This window comes from Proteus sp. CD3 (assembly GCF_008808075.1).
Lineage (GTDB): Bacteria > Pseudomonadota > Gammaproteobacteria > Enterobacterales > Enterobacteriaceae > Proteus > Proteus appendicitidis.
This window is the reverse complement of sequence record NZ_CP019686.1, coordinates 2,700,513-2,717,283: the sequence shown is the minus strand read 5'-3', so window position 1 is coordinate 2,717,283 and position 16,771 is coordinate 2,700,513. Positions and strand designations below refer to the sequence as shown.

Sequence of the window (16,771 nt, the reverse complement as noted above, 5' to 3'; positions counted from 1 at the left end):
ACGCTATTTTTTAATTCTATAATCCACGCCATAGTCACCTAACTTTGACATCGGGGAAATAGAGGGATCACTGCAATCAAATTGAGTTTGTCCTGATGGGGTTTTTATTTCTGGATTAGGAGCTTCTAATGTATGAGGTTTCCATGTTCGATGTTTCACTTCTTCAAGGGTGGGATAAGGCTCTTTTTTCCAATATGAAATATTTAATGGTACTTCTCGGGGAGAGGGATTAAAACTTTCCCCTATGTAATAATGGGTATCTGTTACCGCAATAGTAAAATAAGTGGTTTCATGCACAGGATTAAGTGTTTTATTTCCAAGTGGCGCAACAAGTGGAACTAATTCTCCTTTAAAGTAGAGCAAAATCGAGCTTTGGCAGGCATCTCGACGTCCTGCACAGCCTTCCCAATTACTATCAACAGCGGGAAAAGCAATATACTCATCAGATTGTGCTGCCCAAATTAAACGGCCATGAAAATTACATGCTGAACCGTTATACACCTTAAAATGGGCTTGAGTTTGCGTGTTGTTATAAAACGTATAGCCCTCACGTTTTTCATTAAATTCTTCAAGGGTAAAAAAGCGATGGTCGTCAATGCGGTAAATAACCACGGGCGGTTTAAAGGTTTTCCGCAATTCGGCTAATTGGCGTTGCTGTTCAATTTTATCTTGTTCTGCTTTAATTGCGGCTTTTTCTTTTAATGATAAACAACCGGTTAATAGGGTGATACTAAATATTAAAAGCGTGGGCCATTTTATTCGAAGTGATAACATAATTATCCTTATTTGCATGGTGACATTTTATTTCGCCATGGTGATAAATATTATTTATTAATTTTATAATCTTGCCCGTAATCCCCTAACTTTGACATCGGAGAAATAGAGGGATCACTGCAATCAAATTGAGTTTGTCCTGATGGGGTTTTTATTTCATAGGAAGGGGCTTCTAACGTATAAGGCTTTGATATTCTATTTTTTATATCTTCATTTGTATCATAAGAGTATTTTTCCCAATATAAGTCGCTTAATGGTTCTTTTTTAGGAGGAGGAGTATAGCCTTTTCCTATATAAAAGTGATTATCTGTTACCACAAGAGTGAAATATTCAGTCTCTTTCACTGGGTTGAGTGTTTTATTGCCCAAAGGCATAACTACAGGCATGAATTTCCCTTTAAAGTACTGTAGAATTGAGCTTTGGCAGGCATCACGCCGACCGGCACAGCCATGCCAATTACTGGATGTAGCAGGAAAAGCAATATAGTCATCTTGTGTGGCTGCCCAAATTAAACGGCCGTGAAAATTACATGCTGAACTGTTATACACCTTGAAATGGGCTTGCGTTTGCGTGTTGTTATAAAAAGTATAACCTTCACGTTTTTCATTAAATTCTTCAAGGGTAAAAAAGCGATGGTCGTCAATGCGGTAAATAACCACGGGCGGTTTAAAGGTTTTTCGTAATTCCGCTAATTGACGTTGCTGTTCAATTTTATCTTGTTCTGCTTTAATTGCGGCTTTTTCTTTTAATGATAAACAACCGGTTAATAGGGTGATGCTAAATATTAAAAGCGTGGGCCATTTTATTCGAAGTAATAACATAATTATCCTTATTTGCATGGTGGTATTTTATTTTGCCATGGTGATAAATATTATTTATTAATTTTATAATCTTGCCCGTAATCCCCTAACTTTGACATCGGAGAAATAGAGGGATCACTGCAATCAAATTGAGTTTGTCCTGATGGGGTTTTTATTTCTGGATTAGGAGCTTCTAATGTATGAGGTTTCCATGTTCGATGTTTCACTTCTTCAAGGGTGGGATAAGGCTCTTTTTTCCAATATAAATTGGTTAAAGGATCTTCTTGTGGAGAACTACTATGACTTCTACCTATATAATAATGGGTATCAGTGACTACAAGGGTAAATTTTCTTGCTTCATTAACGGGATTAAGTGTTTTACTACCCATTGGTGCAATAAGTGGAACTAATTCTCCTTTAAAGTAGAGCAAAATCGAGCTTTGGCAGCTATCGCGCCGTCCTGCGCAGCCATACCAATTGCTGGAGGTCGCTGGAAAAGCAATATAGTCATCCTGTGTGGCAGCCCAAATTAAACGGCCGTGAAAATTACATGCTGAACTGTTATACACTTTAAAGTGAGCCTGAGTTTGTGTGTTGTTATAAAATGTATAGCCTTCGCGTTTTTCATTAAATTCTTCAAGGGTAAAAAAGCGATGGTCGTCAATGCGGTAAATAACCACCGGCGGTTTAAAGGTTTTCCGCAATTCGGCTAATTGACGTTGCTGTTCAATTTTATCTTGTTCTGCTTTAATTGCGGCTTTTTCTTTTAATGATAAACAGCCCGAAAGTGTCGATATAGATAAAAGTAAAATAAAAAAATACGATAATTTGTATCTCATTATTTATTTTCTTCGTAAGGCAATAATTTAATTAGAATATCGTTTATTGCATTAGAATTGACTCGAGTTGTTTTACCTTCGGAGTCAGAAATGCCTTTTATAATTTCACCACTAGGTAATGTAATTTGATAACGCTGATTAGCAATAGGCTCTCCTGAAAGCGGATTTTTAATAATGAACCATTCACTAAATTCTTCTGGTGAAAAAGATTTCATGGCACTTTCTACACTTTGTGGGCCTAATTTTTGAATGCCATTGTTTTTAATTAATAGCTTTCCTGGTCCTCCAATTTCTACATCGCCATCTTTAATTCGTATATATCCGCCACCACAAGATAAAAGTAATTCTTCTTGAGCTGATAACACCATCTTTTTACCACTACTTATGATTGAATCTTGTGTAGACCATGTTGATAGACGACCATCTTGTGCTTGAATTTCTATATCGCCTGTTTTAGCGAAAATTTTAGCCCCCATTCTGGAAAAAAAACTCATCATTTCACCGGCTGCTAAAGTGAATTTTTTAAATGCACCAATATCGACTTGTTGGCTTGCGGTTAGTGTTAGGTTCTGTTCAGCAGAAAGTTGTAAATTATTACCACTAGTGAGTGCAATTCCGTCAGGTGCGCTGGCTAATAGCACCGATTTTTTTAATTGGATTAGTTTTTTTTCTAAGCTTTCTTGCTGTTGTTGAATATTAGAAGCGAGAGCGCTGGCGTGTTCTGCACTTTGAGTTAAGGTTTGCATTTCTATTAATGCAGCAGTGAGTTGTGACTGAGCCTCCTCCATCGCCAGCACTTCACCATCTGCTCTTGCTTGATTATCTGCACTAATAAATAATCCTTTACCTGCTCTTATCGCCCCCCAACTATCAGTACGCAACTCAAAACCTTCACCACGTTTCTCACGGTTAGCATCGACAATATGACCTAAATTTAATTGAGATTTTCCCCCATATTCTGTGCTGATTTTGATATGTTCTTCCCCACGCTTATCTTCCATTCGCAGTTTATTATTTGCCGGAGTACGAATAACGTTACGTGTGTTATTTCTGTCAGTGATATGATCGGGATGACGCGAATCATGAAGTGCATGGGCGATATAAGGTCTGTCCGGATCGCCTTCATGAAAAGCAATGGCGACCTCAGTACCTTGAATTAATGGAAAGTGCATTCCATAAGTGTCACCCGCATAAGGTTTTGCTAAGCGCACTGGCATGCTCTCATAACCCATCAGTTTTTCGTCACGGTCGGCATCAAATTTTACCCAATAAAAACCGTCTTCATTTTGATGCGCATAAATATCGTTATCTTTAGCACTGGTAATACGTGCAGTGAGTGTGCCTGTGATAATAGGACGAGGCTTAACAGTCGGTCGCCAGCAAAGGGTTTCACTGTAAGGTACGGCATTAAAACGCACTTGTAGTGCTTTTTCTCGACCACCACTAAAGCGTAAGCGAGTGATTAAAATCGGTGATTGAAATACAGAAGGAAGTGATGAAGTAATGGCATTATCAGTAATGGTCAGTACTTGTAATGGAGAGAGAAAATCTGCATTGCTCTCACCTTTTAAGCGCGTTTGACGAGTTAAAAAACGCTCATGATCAAGGCGCGCCCAAAAATTTGCAGTTTCTGCTTCTGGTGTGAGTTTATCACCACGAGTAAGATGTCTTGCTTGGTAATGATAAACTTCACCATAATGGATTTCATCCCCTTCGCCACGCGTCATATCCGTTACTGCTGAAATCAAGGTATCTTGTGCTTGTCGATGATTGTAGTCCTTGGTTAAGACATTTTGTTCAACCACTTGATGATGCAATGATAATCCCCACACACTTTCTTGGTGATTATCATTCATGCCTGATGGGCTATTTAAAGGCAGTGTTTTATCAAAGGTATAAGCACTTTGGCGATCGGCAAAACGAATAACTTCGGTTTGTGTTTGATCTTGCAAATAGAACGAATAAAAAATACCGACTTCGCTTAATAGTCGTTCAATAAATTGGCGGTCACTTTCATTATATTGGTTGATTTGTTCCCGTTTGGGATATTCATTTTTTAGTGTAAATTCAAACTCCCAATCTTTAAAATTATGCTCACGTAAAATCTGGCTGACTACATCAGGGACTGACTGATTAAGGAAAAAGCGATGAGAGCGAATTTGATGACGTAATAAGGCAAATACGGGTTCAATGACTAATTGATAACGGGCTTCATCGACAGATCCAGATAGACGACGAAATTGTGTGACAACACCATGAACTTGCTTGGTGATAGGCTCTTGGTCGATTAAATCCATCATGCTATTGATGGGCGGTGTAAAGGATAATGTTGCACTACGACGCAGCAGTTGTTGTGGTTGTAAATCTGGTGCTTGGCAGGTAAAGGTAATTTGATAATGATAGGTATCGCTAATTGCTTCACGGCCCGTGAAATGTTCGACATCAAATAAATTATCACAACCTTGTACATTAAGGTGATAGCGATTTTGTCCAATCAGTGTATTTTTTACGAGATCAATGATGCTCATTCTTTAATCTCCTGTTGTTTATCTAATACCTGCTTTTTTGTTGGCAACACATCACTAAAACTCAACGTAATACCTTCTTCTTCATTAAAACCTAAAATAACATACTGTGATTTCTCTGCACTGGCTTGGCGTAATAGTAACTGTTGACTTAATATAGGCAGGATTTGTTGATTAAGTAGGCTATCGATATTTCGCGCTCCGGAATCAGGTAATAAACAGGCATCTACAATGGTGTCATAGAGAGTTTCTTCGACAATAGCCGTTAATCGATAATGGGTATAAAGTCGCTTAATGACATTTTTTAATTTCATCTCAACAATAATGCGTAGTGCCACTGCATCAAGAGGACGGTAAATTAATGTTTGGAAACGAGCTAGTAATGCCGGTTGAAAATGATCACGTAAAATAGGACGAAGCGTTTCTTGTAAGTCGCTATCTGTGCTTAACGGTGACTCTTCCAGTTGTTGCATTAAGTAATCACTGCCTAAATTCGCAGTCATTAAAATAACCGTGTTACGAAAATCAATTTCACGGCCTTCACCATCACGCATAAAACCTCTATCAAACACTTGATAAAACAGGTTTAAAACATCTCGATGTGCCTTTTCAACTTCATCCAGTAGCACAATACTATATGGGCGTTTGCGTACTGCTTCCGTTAATACACCGCCTTGACCGTATCCGACATAACCTGGAGGAGAACCTTTTAATTGACTGACGGTATGGGCTTCTTGATATTCAGACATATTAATCGTGATTAACGATTTTTGACCGCCAAACAGACATTCTGCCAGTGCAAGTGCGGTTTCTGTTTTACCTACACCACTTGGACCAACTAATAAAAATACGCCCTGAGGACCATTTTCAGAAACCAATCCTGTTCTTGATGCTCGCAAACGTTGTGCTAATGCGAGTAGCGCACTGTCTTGTCCAACAACATATTTTGATAACTGACTTTCTAGTTCTAACAGACCAATTTGTTCGTCTTTAAGGAGGCTTGAAAGTGGAACGCCTGTCCAATCAGCAATAACCGTTGCCACCGTACGAATATCTACATCTGGATTTAAAAGTGGCGTTTCTTGTTGTAACTGTGAGAGTTGTTGCTGTAGTTGTGCTGACGTCGCGGTATTTTGCGGATCTTGTCTGCTTTCAAGTAGCTGACAGATAATCTTTTTTTCTTGTTCAAAGCGCTGTTCTAGTGTTTCAAGTTGAAGGGCTAATTGCGCATCTTGAGAAGATAAATCAGATAATTTTGTTTGATTAGTTAAATTACCAATAGTGATGTCATCAAGTATTGCTTTTTGTTCTAGTTCAAGTGCATAGCGTTTGGCTTTAATGCGAGTGAGTTCTTCAGGCAATGTGTCTAAACTCATTCGAATTCTTGCACTGGCGGTATCAAGTAAATCAACTGCTTTATCAGGGAGTTGGCGACCCGTTAAATAACGACGAGATAAAGTTACTGCAGCTTTTACAGCATCATCAGTGATGTGTACGCCATGATATTTTGCATAACGAGATTTTAATCCTCGTAACATTAGAAAGGCTTTTTCATCATCAGGCTCGTCAACTTTCACAATTTGGAAACGGCGCTCTAATGCAGCATCACGTTCAAAATATTGTTTGTATTCCGACCAAGTAGTTGCTGCAATGGTGCGTAATTCACCGCGAGCCAAAGCGGGTTTTAATAAGTTAGCAGCATCAGCCCCACCAGTTTGATTGCCTGCACCTATAATTGTATGTGCTTCATCGATAAAAAGTAGAATTGGTGTAGGTGATTGTTGAACAGCATCAATAACATTTTTTAGTCGTTGCTCAAATTCACCTTTTACACCCGCGCCTGCTTGTAATAGACCTAAATCGAGAGTGCGTAATGAGGTAGTTTGTAAACTAAGAGGAACATTTTTTTCAGCAATACGCAGCGCTAATCCTTCAACAAGTGCGGTTTTACCTACACCAGGCTCCCCAACAAGAATAGGATTATTTTTACGACGACGAGAGAGTATATCGACCATTTGGCGAATTTCGTCATCTCGACCAAATACAGGATCAATTTCGCCAAGGCGCGCTTTTTCTGTTACATCAAGCGTGAATTTATTTAATACAGCAAGAAGGGCATCACTTAGCGTATTACCAATAATGGCGTTGTCTGTCGCTGAAGATGCAGTGTTAGCTTCATGGTTTTGAGCAAGCGCTGTTTTTTCAGGTAAATGGTTATAAGAAGCAAGTTGCTGAATTTCAGGTCTTTCATCGGATTGCGCATCAAGTAGAGGTCTTAATCGTTGGAGTTGTGCCTCACCCAATGTCATTAAAGGCCAGAGTGCATCAAGTTGGACTAATGCTGGTTGTTTTGTCATGGTGTGTAAGAGATGTACACTGCGGATTTGTTCTATATCTTCATCAAGAGAAGCAATTACCCATGCATTTTTAATTAGTTCTAATAAGGGTTTGGATAATTGAGGTCTGCTACGTACAGAGCGAGGTAATTTATCAATTGCGTCAAGTAAGCCTTGCCAAAGTGCAGTTAAATCCCATTCATAGCGGCGTGCCAATACAGTGATATCACTTTCACCAAGCTCTAGAATTTTTAATAACCAGTGTTCAATAGTCACTTCTGCATGGGCACGGGTTTGGCATAATGAGGCAGCAGCTTCTAGTGCTTTTGCACAATAAGGATTTAACCGACGCAATAGCATGACAGATTGATTTTCCATGTTTTCTCCCAGTAATGAAGTCCCTATTGAGGGGATTTAGGTACGCTACCGCCCTTAGCCATAGACCGAGGCTCATAAGGTCATACTCGTCATATTTCAAGTTGTAGCGTTGTTGACTGCACTCACTCGCACTAGTCACATACTGATGTATGCTCCTAGTGACTCATTCACTTGTCGCCTAGCTACACCTTGAACTATTTAGAGTATTTACTCGTCGAGTTTTAAGTTGTAGCGTTGTTGACTGCACTCACTCGCACTAGTCACATACTAATGTATGCTCCTAGTGACTCATTCACTTGTCGCCTAGCTACACCTTGAACTATTTAGAGTATTTACTCGTCGAGTTTTAAGTTGTAGCGTTGTTGACTGCACTCACTCGCACTAGTCATATACTGATGTATGCTCCTAGTGACTCATTCACTTGTCGCCTAGCTACACCTTGAACTATTTAGAGTATTTACTCGTCGAGTTTTAAGTTGTAGCGTTGTTGACTGCACTCACTCGCACTAGTCACATGCTGATATATGCTCCTAGTGATTCGTTTATTTGTAGCTTGGCTATATCTTGATTATTTAGGGTGTAAATAGGTAATAGGGTTTTAATTTAAATGTTTTAAAAACAGGCGGTTATCCGCCTGTTTGTTTCGGTTTTACGCAGTGGCTCGTTCATTCCATGAATCTGAATGAATGATATTTCCGTCTTTGTAAGTCCAAGTTATTTTTTCATAACGCAATTCAACTTCTTCAAGGTGATTGTGTTTTTCTTTCGTCGGATCTTTGATGTTGTGCATCTTAGGAGCCACTTTGACTACCTTGACGTTTTCAAGCGTAGTGTTGAAATATTCAACTTCTTGACCTGCATCATCGATGCGATACCACTTAAATTCTGCTTTTTTCAACGTTTGCCCAGTAGTCACTGCCTTGTATAAATACGGGCTAGAAGCATCAATTTCTTTTACGAAAATAAATGGAGTATGGATACGTGTACCAGTTAATTTGCCAGTATTGTTATCTGTTGGAATGTATAAGTTGTGATCTTGAGCGACGACTTCGATACTGCCTTCACGATCTTGAACATTTACAGAACCTTTGATGTCTGCATTACCGTCATCTTTTAACCAGAGGTATACAGGAATAGCCATAATTACATCTCCTTTCTAAGGTTTAGTTGCCACCATCCTTCAGTGGCGTAAGGTCATCAGCTAATACCTGACAAGCATCGGCTTGAGGTATTAGGCGAATTTCGACTCGACGATTACTCGCTCGACCATCGAGTGTTGAGTTATCTGCAATAGGCTGATGCTGACCATATCCTTGCACGGCAAAGCAAGAGGGTGCGATATCACTGGTTTTGATCATCCAATCACGTACCGCTTCAGCTCGTTTAAGAGAAAGTTTTTGGTTTAAATCAGGATTGCCGGTGTTGTCGGTGTACCCTGAAATAACAATTAACCAACCCGGCTTGGCTTTTATATTGATAAGTGCATCAACAAGCACTTTGGTGGCCTCATTTTTTAATTCGTATTGACCAGAAGCGAAGAGGGCAAGGCTATCTAACGTCACCATTTCAGGAACTTCTTGTACGATGATAGGCGCTGGTGGTAGTGGGGGCGCCCATGAACTAAGCAAGGCATGCAAATAAGGTAAGATGTTATTTCCTTGATATAACGCTAAAGAATAGCGAGCAGGAGTACCTTCTCGTTGCCAATGAGAGAGAAACGTTGCATCTGAAAGTAACTGTTGATAAGCCACTTTTTTAGGTTCTAAATTTTCGTCGTTAATGCTTTTAAAGTGATTGATATCATTACTATTATCGTAGATTAATTGCTTGTTATGGTGATAGCTACCTGAGAGCGCACCAATAAGAAACAATCCACAAATCATGCCAACAATACCAAAGGTAGTTTCTATTTTTAGTAAATTGACATCGTGAGTGAGTTTATCAATCACAATATCTGGTAACGGTAATTCGTCGTTATTATTTGATGTTTTGATAATAGACGGAGATAACGTGGTTTTATGGTGAATAAATTTAGCCCAACTGTTATCTGAAATAGTAGGAACAGTGGTAAGTTGAATTGCCCAAGCAGCAGGAATAAGACTTGGAGCACCGGATTGAGCAACAGTAATCAGAGGAATAAATTCACTTTTTAACCAAGCAAGTAATTGATCAAGCCAGAGTGCTATGGTGAGTTGGTTTTCGGTTTGCTCTCTATTTTGTGATAACCATGTTGAAATAGAATGAGTTGCCAAATTATCAGAGACAACAAGTAACTCTGGCTGACCATTTAAATAGGTTATCCATGGTGTTGTGTCATCAAAATGTGAATTGAGATAATTAACTGGGGAATTAAGATAAAGCGTCACCCAAAAAGGTAATGTTTTACCTGTTTTTTTATTGCTTTCATGAATAGCGCGACGCCAATTAAGTGTTTCTTGAGCAGCTTCTTCTTGTTGTAATAGTTGTTCAGGCAATAAGGCGTATAACAGTGATAATCGGCGTAATTGCAAGGGGGCGATATCAACGATATGTTGAGTGATGTTGATCAAATCAATAGGAGAAGAGGCGTAAATATACCAACCTTTAGCTGTTTCTCGATAGGTCTGATTTTCATGAAAAAGCACTTTTGATTGACCACAAACAATAATAACAGCGCCTTGATAGTTATTAGGAGGGAGCTGGTTTGTAAGTGCATTCTGAAGGTAGGGCGCAGTTTTTTGTTGACGGAAAAACCAGACACATAAAGTGAGAGTGACCAGACAAATAAAGGCCGTCAGAAAAATGGAGATCTCTTTACCAAAAGACCAAAACCCCCAAAGCAACCACAATAATAAGCATGCTGAAAACAATGTAATACACTGTTTTATCCTGTTTTTTTGCATCACTTTCCTTGAATTACCCATTGTTGAAGTAAATTTTCTAATGACACAGAAAAACCCCACCACAGCATTGCAATCACCACAATTCCCCCAAACCAGCCTAGCCAATAAATATGACGGCGATTCATTCGATGCTTGGGTTTCATCACTAAAGGTAAATCACTTGATAGTGCATAGGCGGGAAGTTGAGTATTGAGTAACTCAATAATTTGTTCACGTTCAGGCGCATTGATGTGGCGATATTTACCAACAAAGCCTAGTGTGATCACACGATGAAAACAAATAAGTACATCGTGGTTGGGTGCTGGTTCATTTAATAGATTTCGCAACCTATCCCATAGTTTGTCGCCGGCTTCTAATGTATTGAAATACTTGGCTTGTAACGGGGATTGTATCCACTGTAAGTAACCATCATCACGCTCAGTACGATTCATCACGCTCTCATCAATTAAAGCGCATTGTGCATAAAGCATGTTTTCGATGGCTGATTGGGAATAACCTTTTTCTGTGAGGTGTTGGTGTGTCTTATCAATATGTTCACAGACACGCTTATAGAAGGCTTTTCCATCAGTAATTTCAGCACCTTGGCGTAGCTGACATACCATTAACCAAGTATCAGCAAAAAGCATATCAATCATGTTATTTTTAGCTGTTCTTGTATTCGTTATCATGAGCGAAGTACCGCAAAAAGTTCGAGTTGAATTTCACCTAATGTTCCGGGCACATAAAAAGCACAGTGACCTGAAGAGAGCATGGCTTGAGCAGCAGGATTATTGAGTTCAAGAGCAAAATAGTGATTTTCTAAACGCAGAGGGATAGCGGCAGGAACATGTGTTAAAGGTTGTAATGGAATACCGTTAAGTGCGACATTAACGACACTTGCAACATCGTCATTACTACCTGCTTTACAAAGTAATGGAAATTGAGTGATCAACAAATGTGCTGGTAATGCAGAACGCACTGAAAGATAGAAATCAGCATCTTCGCGTAGGCGAGGATCATGCAACTCACCACGCCAGAACGGCCCTTCTTTATCGAGAGCAATGCTAATTACGCGTGAAGGTAAACTCGCTTCTAACAGGGTATTAAGTAAGCCAAATAAAGGTGGAAAAACCTGTTCAGGGGATGAATGTTGATAAAGTGGAATATCGCCATTTTCATGATCAAGTGAAAATGTTAGTAGCGCCCCCGCTAAACGCACTAATTCACGATAAAGAAGCTCCGGGTGACGCCCCATTGATGATAGTAATTCACTTAATACAGGTTCCGCACTGTTAATTGCATTTAGTAGCCAAAAGAGCGAGACATCAGCAACAGCAAAATCAGCCATTTGCTCATTATTTTCGCGGCGCATCGTCATTAAGCGGCGACGTTTTGCGACTAAGCGATGCATGAATTCTGAGAATAATGTCGTTAATTCAGCGCTTGCATTACAGCTGAGTAATGGTGGAATAAAGTGTTTATCTAGCTCCCATGCGCCTTGAGTGTTACGAATTAATCTAGCAACAGGGCAAGTCATATAGGCGCTGTTTTCTTCATGGGCATAACGCAAAGTAATACTGTGTCTTAACACAGCGATATCCGTTTGTTCTTGACCAATTAAATCTTGTACTTTCATCCACTCTTGATAGAACTGTTGTGGTCTATCAGAACGACCTTCTTGCATTAGATTGCCACCATTGGCTTGCAATAAAGGTAGAGCTAATACGATATCAAGTGTTTGATGTTGGGAATAATGGCTGAGTTCATTAACAGGCGGTAGATTATCAGCCAGTGTTGTATCGATCAGGGTTCCATCAGGAAAACGCACAATTAATTTTTGTGCGCTAAGACGTGAAATCGTTAAGGCACTTTCATCAAATTCAGCACAAATTACGCCCCATGTTGATGCAATCGTCATATTGGCGATGGTACTAATGAGATAGCTGTCCCATCTTGCTTGTTGTTGGAATTGCTGAGGAGCCAAAAAGGCCCCATCACTCCAGAGGGGGCGGTATATTTTCATCCGTGATTCACCTTATGCTTTCGCTTTTGGCATTTGAGATACTAATGAGAGATCCACATCCATTCCTTCCACTTGGAAGTGTGGAACGGCATACAGTTTTACTCTGAAAAAGCCCGGATTATCTTCAATATCTTCCACTACCACTTTTGCATCACGAAGTGGATGAGAAGCTTGTAAATCATCACTTGGATCGGTCATTTCGGTCACTAAACTACGAACCCAATTATTTAACTCAAGCTCTAATAAGCGGCGATCTTTTGTGGTACCAATATTTTCACGCTGAATTAATTTCAGATAATGAGCAATTCGCGAAAGGAGGAAAATATAAGGTAAACGCGCATTGATACGGCTATTAGCTGTTGCATCTGCCGTTTCATAAATAGCTGGTTTTTGTGCCGAATTTGCAGAGAAGAAACAAGAGTAATCGCGGTTTTTATAGTAAGACAACGGAATAAAACCGAGATTGGCAAATTCAAATTCTCGTGTTTCAGGGATCATCACTTCAGATGGAATTTTGACCTGACTTCCTATGCCTAAATCATAAAGGTGAATCGGCAAATCTTTTACAGCACCGCCAGCTTGAGGACCTCGAATTTGTACACACCAGCCATTGTTAATAAAGCTTTTAACCATATTGGCAGCAAAAGCAAAGGTTGCATTTGTCCACAAATATTTCTCATGGTCTGGACCTTTGACTTCTTCAATATAATTAAAACTACGCACAGGAATGGTGTCTGGACCATAAGGAAGGCGGCCTAAAACGCGAGGCATCGTTAAACCAATATAACGGGCATCGTCAGAATCGCGGAAAGATTTCCATTTGATATATTCAGCGCGGTCAAAGTAGTTGCTGATGTCCTTAATAGCCGCCACTTCTTCCATCGAGTCTTTACCAAAAAATGCAGGACCAACCGAGCCAACAAATGGCATGTGGGCTGATGCTGATATTTTTGCGATATTTCGTAAAAGTGCGATATCTTGAGGACTACGATCAAACTCATAGTTAGAGATAATAGCTGCAATAGGTTCGCCACCTGGGGTGTCATATTCTTCAATATAAGTGTGGTGATAAAGACCACTTTGAATAGTTTCTGGGCAATCTTCGAAATCTTGTCGTAAATCGTTTTTTGCAATATCCAGAAGTTCAATTTTTACGTTTTGGCGAAAATCTGTGCGATCAACTAAGAATTTTAATCCACGCCATGCTGATTCAATTTTTTGGAACTCTGCGTGATGCATGACTTCATCAAGCTGTTCACTAATTTGTTTATCTAAATCAGCAATATGATGGTCAAGCAGATTTCTATCTAAACGTTCAACTTTTTGACCCGAAAATTTCAAGCGATCGAGAAAAACTTGAACAGCAACAGTAACGCGTTCATTTGCTGTTGTATCTGCAAGAGCGCTATTGTCTTGGAAGATATTAATATCACTTATCTGAGAAACAGGAGTGAGGTTAATTTTTTCAAATAATGAGGCGTAAACACCACTATTGGCTGGTTCATCAAGTACAGTTGTTGTACTTTTTGAAATATTTTCGCTATTCACTGACATAAGCATAATCCTGTAATGATAAAATCCAATTAGTCTTTTTTCGGTGCGAGTTGAGATAGCTCTTCGCGTAGTTCATCACTTAATGCAGGATCTTTAAGGATATTTTCGAGTTCACGGCGAAAAGTGATGTTATCAAGAAGGTTAGATTTCAAGTCACGTAAGAGATTACGCATTGCTAACATGGCGCGAAGTTGTGGTATTTGGCGAGCAACTTGCTCTGGTTCAAAATCAGCCATTTCTTTAAATGTCAGATTAATACTCTCTTCGCTACCATCGTTTGCTAATGTATTTTTTACGGTAAGATTGACTGACGGAGAAAATTCAGTGAGAACACTATTGAAGTTATTTTTATTGATATTGACCTTTTCTCTTTCTGAAAGAATACGTTTATCTTTTCCGTTGCTGTAGTCACCAATAGCCAATAGTTTTAAAGGCAATTCTACTTTTTTCTGTGCGCCACCTGTATGTAAGTCGAGCTTTATATTTACCCGAGCTTTAGGCACTTCATTTTGAAAACTATCTGACATAATAAAATCCTTGTATTAAAACGAATAAAGGATCTCTTGAAAGTGGAAATAATAATGAATTTCACCACCAAGAAATTTACCTTAAGTCACACCTCCTTATATTGAATAAAATTAAATAAATCAATTTATCTTAATATTTTTAAGAGATATCTCTAAAATTAAAAGAAAATGGAAAGAAAAAATTTCAGGGGTAATTAGAGGTATATTCCAAATAAATACCATAATTTGATGTTTATTTTACATATTATATTGTTTGCGAATGGTGTTTTTCTATTTTTAGTTGTTTTTATTTATTTGTTCAGTATATATACATAGTAATTATTCTTATTGATATTTTGAGTTACAATCAGTGCGTGTTATTAATTGGCGTATCGGATGATGAGAGAATAGAAACAAAGTAATAACTCTCTTTAAACCTTAGGTTTTAATATCTTCATTTCTAAGTATTAATTATTAAGTGAATTAAGAGCTATTTAACTTTCTTTCATTCTTTTTTGGGTTAATAAATGGTGTGATTTTATGAATATTTTGATTAAATCAGAAGAAAAACAGATAAAACTGTTTTGAGATAAACCCCAATAATATAGCTTTATTATTGGGGTTATTTTGGGGGAATAATCGTTATCGTTTACGATGCTCAATCATCGTACCAATGATCATTAATGGCGTGTTTTCACTGCTAAGTGTTGGATAATCACTATTTAATGTCACAAGTTCAAAATCTAAAGCTCTTGCAATGCTAATAATTTGTGGAGCCATCTTCTATTGAAGCCCAAGATTGTTGTCTGATACCCGCTTTTCAGCTACTTCAGTCTGAGTAAGCCCCAAGGCATCTCTTCTGGTTTTAACTCTATGTGCAAGATTCATGTTTCCTCCTATTAAAAATAATACAGATAAACCTGTTATTTAATACAGCTATACCTGTTAAATAATTTATATAAAAAAGATCAAATCAATAAATGATAATTTATAAGGGGTCATTTATAGGCTAATAAATATCGATGTGACTAGTTTTGTAGATTAATAATAACTATTTTTTATTGTTAGTGGTCTATTTTAAATAAGAATAGTTTTATTATTAATGATACCTAAAATATAAAATTCTGGTTTGATCTTTTTAAGCGCAAGGAGGTGTTGAATGTTATATGGAAATCATTAGATTTGTATCAAATTATCATATGTCTGGTAAGTAATGTTTTTATAGGAATGAAAACATTTTATCTATATTAATTTAAGCGCTAATTATTTAAATGTTTATTTAAATAATATGGACGCCCTGTCTGTAAAATAAAGGAATATTATGAAACTTATTGATGGATTAAAAACAGAATTAAAAGGTTTCTTCAATGAAACCTCTGAAAATAACTATGTGAAGATTTTTGATACACCCCATGTATGGGGAATGCCATTTGGTAAAGAAATTATGCCAAAAGCGATAGAGCGTGAAGCTGAATTTGAACAAGCCATTACATCTATCTTAGATAACATGCTGTATCGCTGTGATATTTCATCTCTTAATGCCCCTGATGAAGAGTGGCGTAAAATTATTCTTGCTGCAATTGATAAATCTTTTTCTGAAAAGAAAGGGCGTAAAGAACGTACGCAAATTCGATTTTTATTTGCACAAACACCAACCGTTTTATTAAACGGTATTAAATACTATTTTAGTGGAACGCCTGAATATCTGGCATTGAAAAAAGATCTTATTGAATTGATTAAAGAGCGCGGGAAATATTGGGAATGTATTCCAGATATTTGGATTGGTCGCTTTTACCGTATTATTGATGGCTTAAAAGTCTCTTTAGAAAAAAAAGTACTACCAGAAGATTTTATTTCTGAATTAGATACTCGAATGACATGGAACCATACAAAAATTATTGCTGTTGATGGCAGTGAAGCTTTTGTTGGTGGTCATAATTTAAATATGGATCTATTTAAAAGCTATCCGCCAGTTCATGATGTTTCAGTTAAAGTTATTGGTGAGTCTGCACTTCATTCACAGCTATTTTTAAATAATATGTGGGATGTAGGTGATGACTTAATTTCAAAAGAATACTTTGATAGTAAAAAAATGAGTGGGTTGCTAAAAAAGCAAGTTATCGTATTGCCGACCCGTTAACGAAGAAAAGTATTCTAAAAGAAATTAAAAAAATA

At 38.0% G+C, this 16,771-nt stretch carries 13 protein-coding genes; 1 reads left to right on the top strand and 12 read right to left on the bottom strand.

What is annotated here, in order from left to right; genetic code table 11:
- Nucleotides 1–3 precede the first annotated feature (3 nt).
- The 12 genes from BTA34_RS12260 to BTA34_RS12205 all read right to left on the bottom strand — a co-directional run bounded on the left by BTA34_RS12260 (nucleotide 4) and on the right by BTA34_RS12205 (nucleotide 15,376).
- A complete protein-coding gene (locus tag BTA34_RS12260; RefSeq protein WP_151435819.1) occupies nucleotides 4–774 on the bottom strand; it encodes a hypothetical protein in 771 nt (256 codons plus the stop codon).
- 50 nt (nucleotides 775–824) lie between these two features.
- Nucleotides 825–1,595, bottom strand: coding sequence for a hypothetical protein (locus BTA34_RS12255; protein WP_151435818.1), 771 nt, complete (start codon nucleotides 1,593–1,595; stop codon nucleotides 825–827).
- A 50-nt stretch (nucleotides 1,596–1,645) separates the two neighbouring features.
- Entirely contained in the window at nucleotides 1,646–2,413 is a 768-nt protein-coding gene (locus BTA34_RS12250) for a hypothetical protein (protein ID WP_151435817.1), read from the bottom strand.
- Nucleotides 2,413–4,941 (bottom strand): type VI secretion system Vgr family protein, encoded by a 2,529-nt coding sequence (locus BTA34_RS12245; protein WP_151435816.1) that lies wholly within the window; start codon nucleotides 4,939–4,941, stop codon nucleotides 2,413–2,415. The genes BTA34_RS12250 and BTA34_RS12245 overlap by 1 nt, the downstream gene beginning before the upstream one ends.
- Nucleotides 4,938–7,652: a type VI secretion system ATPase TssH gene (gene tssH, locus BTA34_RS12240; RefSeq protein ID WP_151435815.1), complete on the bottom strand. Its 2,715-nt coding sequence runs from the start codon at nucleotides 7,650–7,652 to the stop codon at nucleotides 4,938–4,940. Before tssH ends, BTA34_RS12245 begins: the two co-directional genes overlap by 4 nt.
- A 649-nt stretch (nucleotides 7,653–8,301) precedes the next feature.
- Entirely contained in the window at nucleotides 8,302–8,793 is a 492-nt protein-coding gene (locus BTA34_RS12235) for an Hcp family type VI secretion system effector (RefSeq protein ID WP_023583757.1), read from the bottom strand.
- A 22-nt stretch (nucleotides 8,794–8,815) separates the two neighbouring features.
- Nucleotides 8,816–10,534 carry an OmpA family protein gene (locus tag BTA34_RS12230; RefSeq protein ID WP_265576083.1) on the bottom strand — a complete coding sequence of 573 codons (1,719 nt, stop codon included), beginning with the start codon at nucleotides 10,532–10,534 and terminating at the stop codon, nucleotides 8,816–8,818.
- Nucleotides 10,534–11,202, bottom strand: coding sequence for a type VI secretion system protein TssL, short form (gene tssL, locus BTA34_RS12225; RefSeq protein WP_151435813.1), 669 nt, complete (start codon nucleotides 11,200–11,202; stop codon nucleotides 10,534–10,536). Before tssL ends, BTA34_RS12230 begins: the two co-directional genes overlap by 1 nt.
- Nucleotides 11,199–12,536, bottom strand: a complete 1,338-nt coding sequence (tssK, locus tag BTA34_RS12220) for a type VI secretion system baseplate subunit TssK (protein WP_151435812.1) — start codon at nucleotides 12,534–12,536, stop codon at nucleotides 11,199–11,201. Before tssK ends, tssL begins: the two co-directional genes overlap by 4 nt.
- A gap of 12 nt (nucleotides 12,537–12,548) precedes the next feature.
- Nucleotides 12,549–14,096, bottom strand: coding sequence for a type VI secretion system contractile sheath large subunit (gene tssC / locus BTA34_RS12215; protein WP_151435811.1), 1,548 nt, complete (start codon nucleotides 14,094–14,096; stop codon nucleotides 12,549–12,551).
- Between the two features lie 23 nt (nucleotides 14,097–14,119).
- Nucleotides 14,120–14,617, bottom strand: a complete 498-nt coding sequence (gene tssB / locus BTA34_RS12210) for a type VI secretion system contractile sheath small subunit (protein ID WP_151435810.1) — start codon at nucleotides 14,615–14,617, stop codon at nucleotides 14,120–14,122.
- 621 nt (nucleotides 14,618–15,238) lie between these two features.
- Nucleotides 15,239–15,376, bottom strand: coding sequence for a hypothetical protein (locus BTA34_RS12205; protein WP_322618348.1), 138 nt, complete (start codon nucleotides 15,374–15,376; stop codon nucleotides 15,239–15,241).
- A 541-nt stretch (nucleotides 15,377–15,917) separates the two neighbouring features.
- Here BTA34_RS12205 and BTA34_RS18420 point away from each other — a divergent pair.
- The gene (locus BTA34_RS18420) at nucleotides 15,918–16,736 is read left to right on the top strand and encodes a hypothetical protein (protein WP_265576082.1); all 819 of its coding nucleotides are present in this window, start codon (nucleotides 15,918–15,920) and stop codon (nucleotides 16,734–16,736) included.
- Nucleotides 16,737–16,771: the final 35 nt, after the last annotated feature.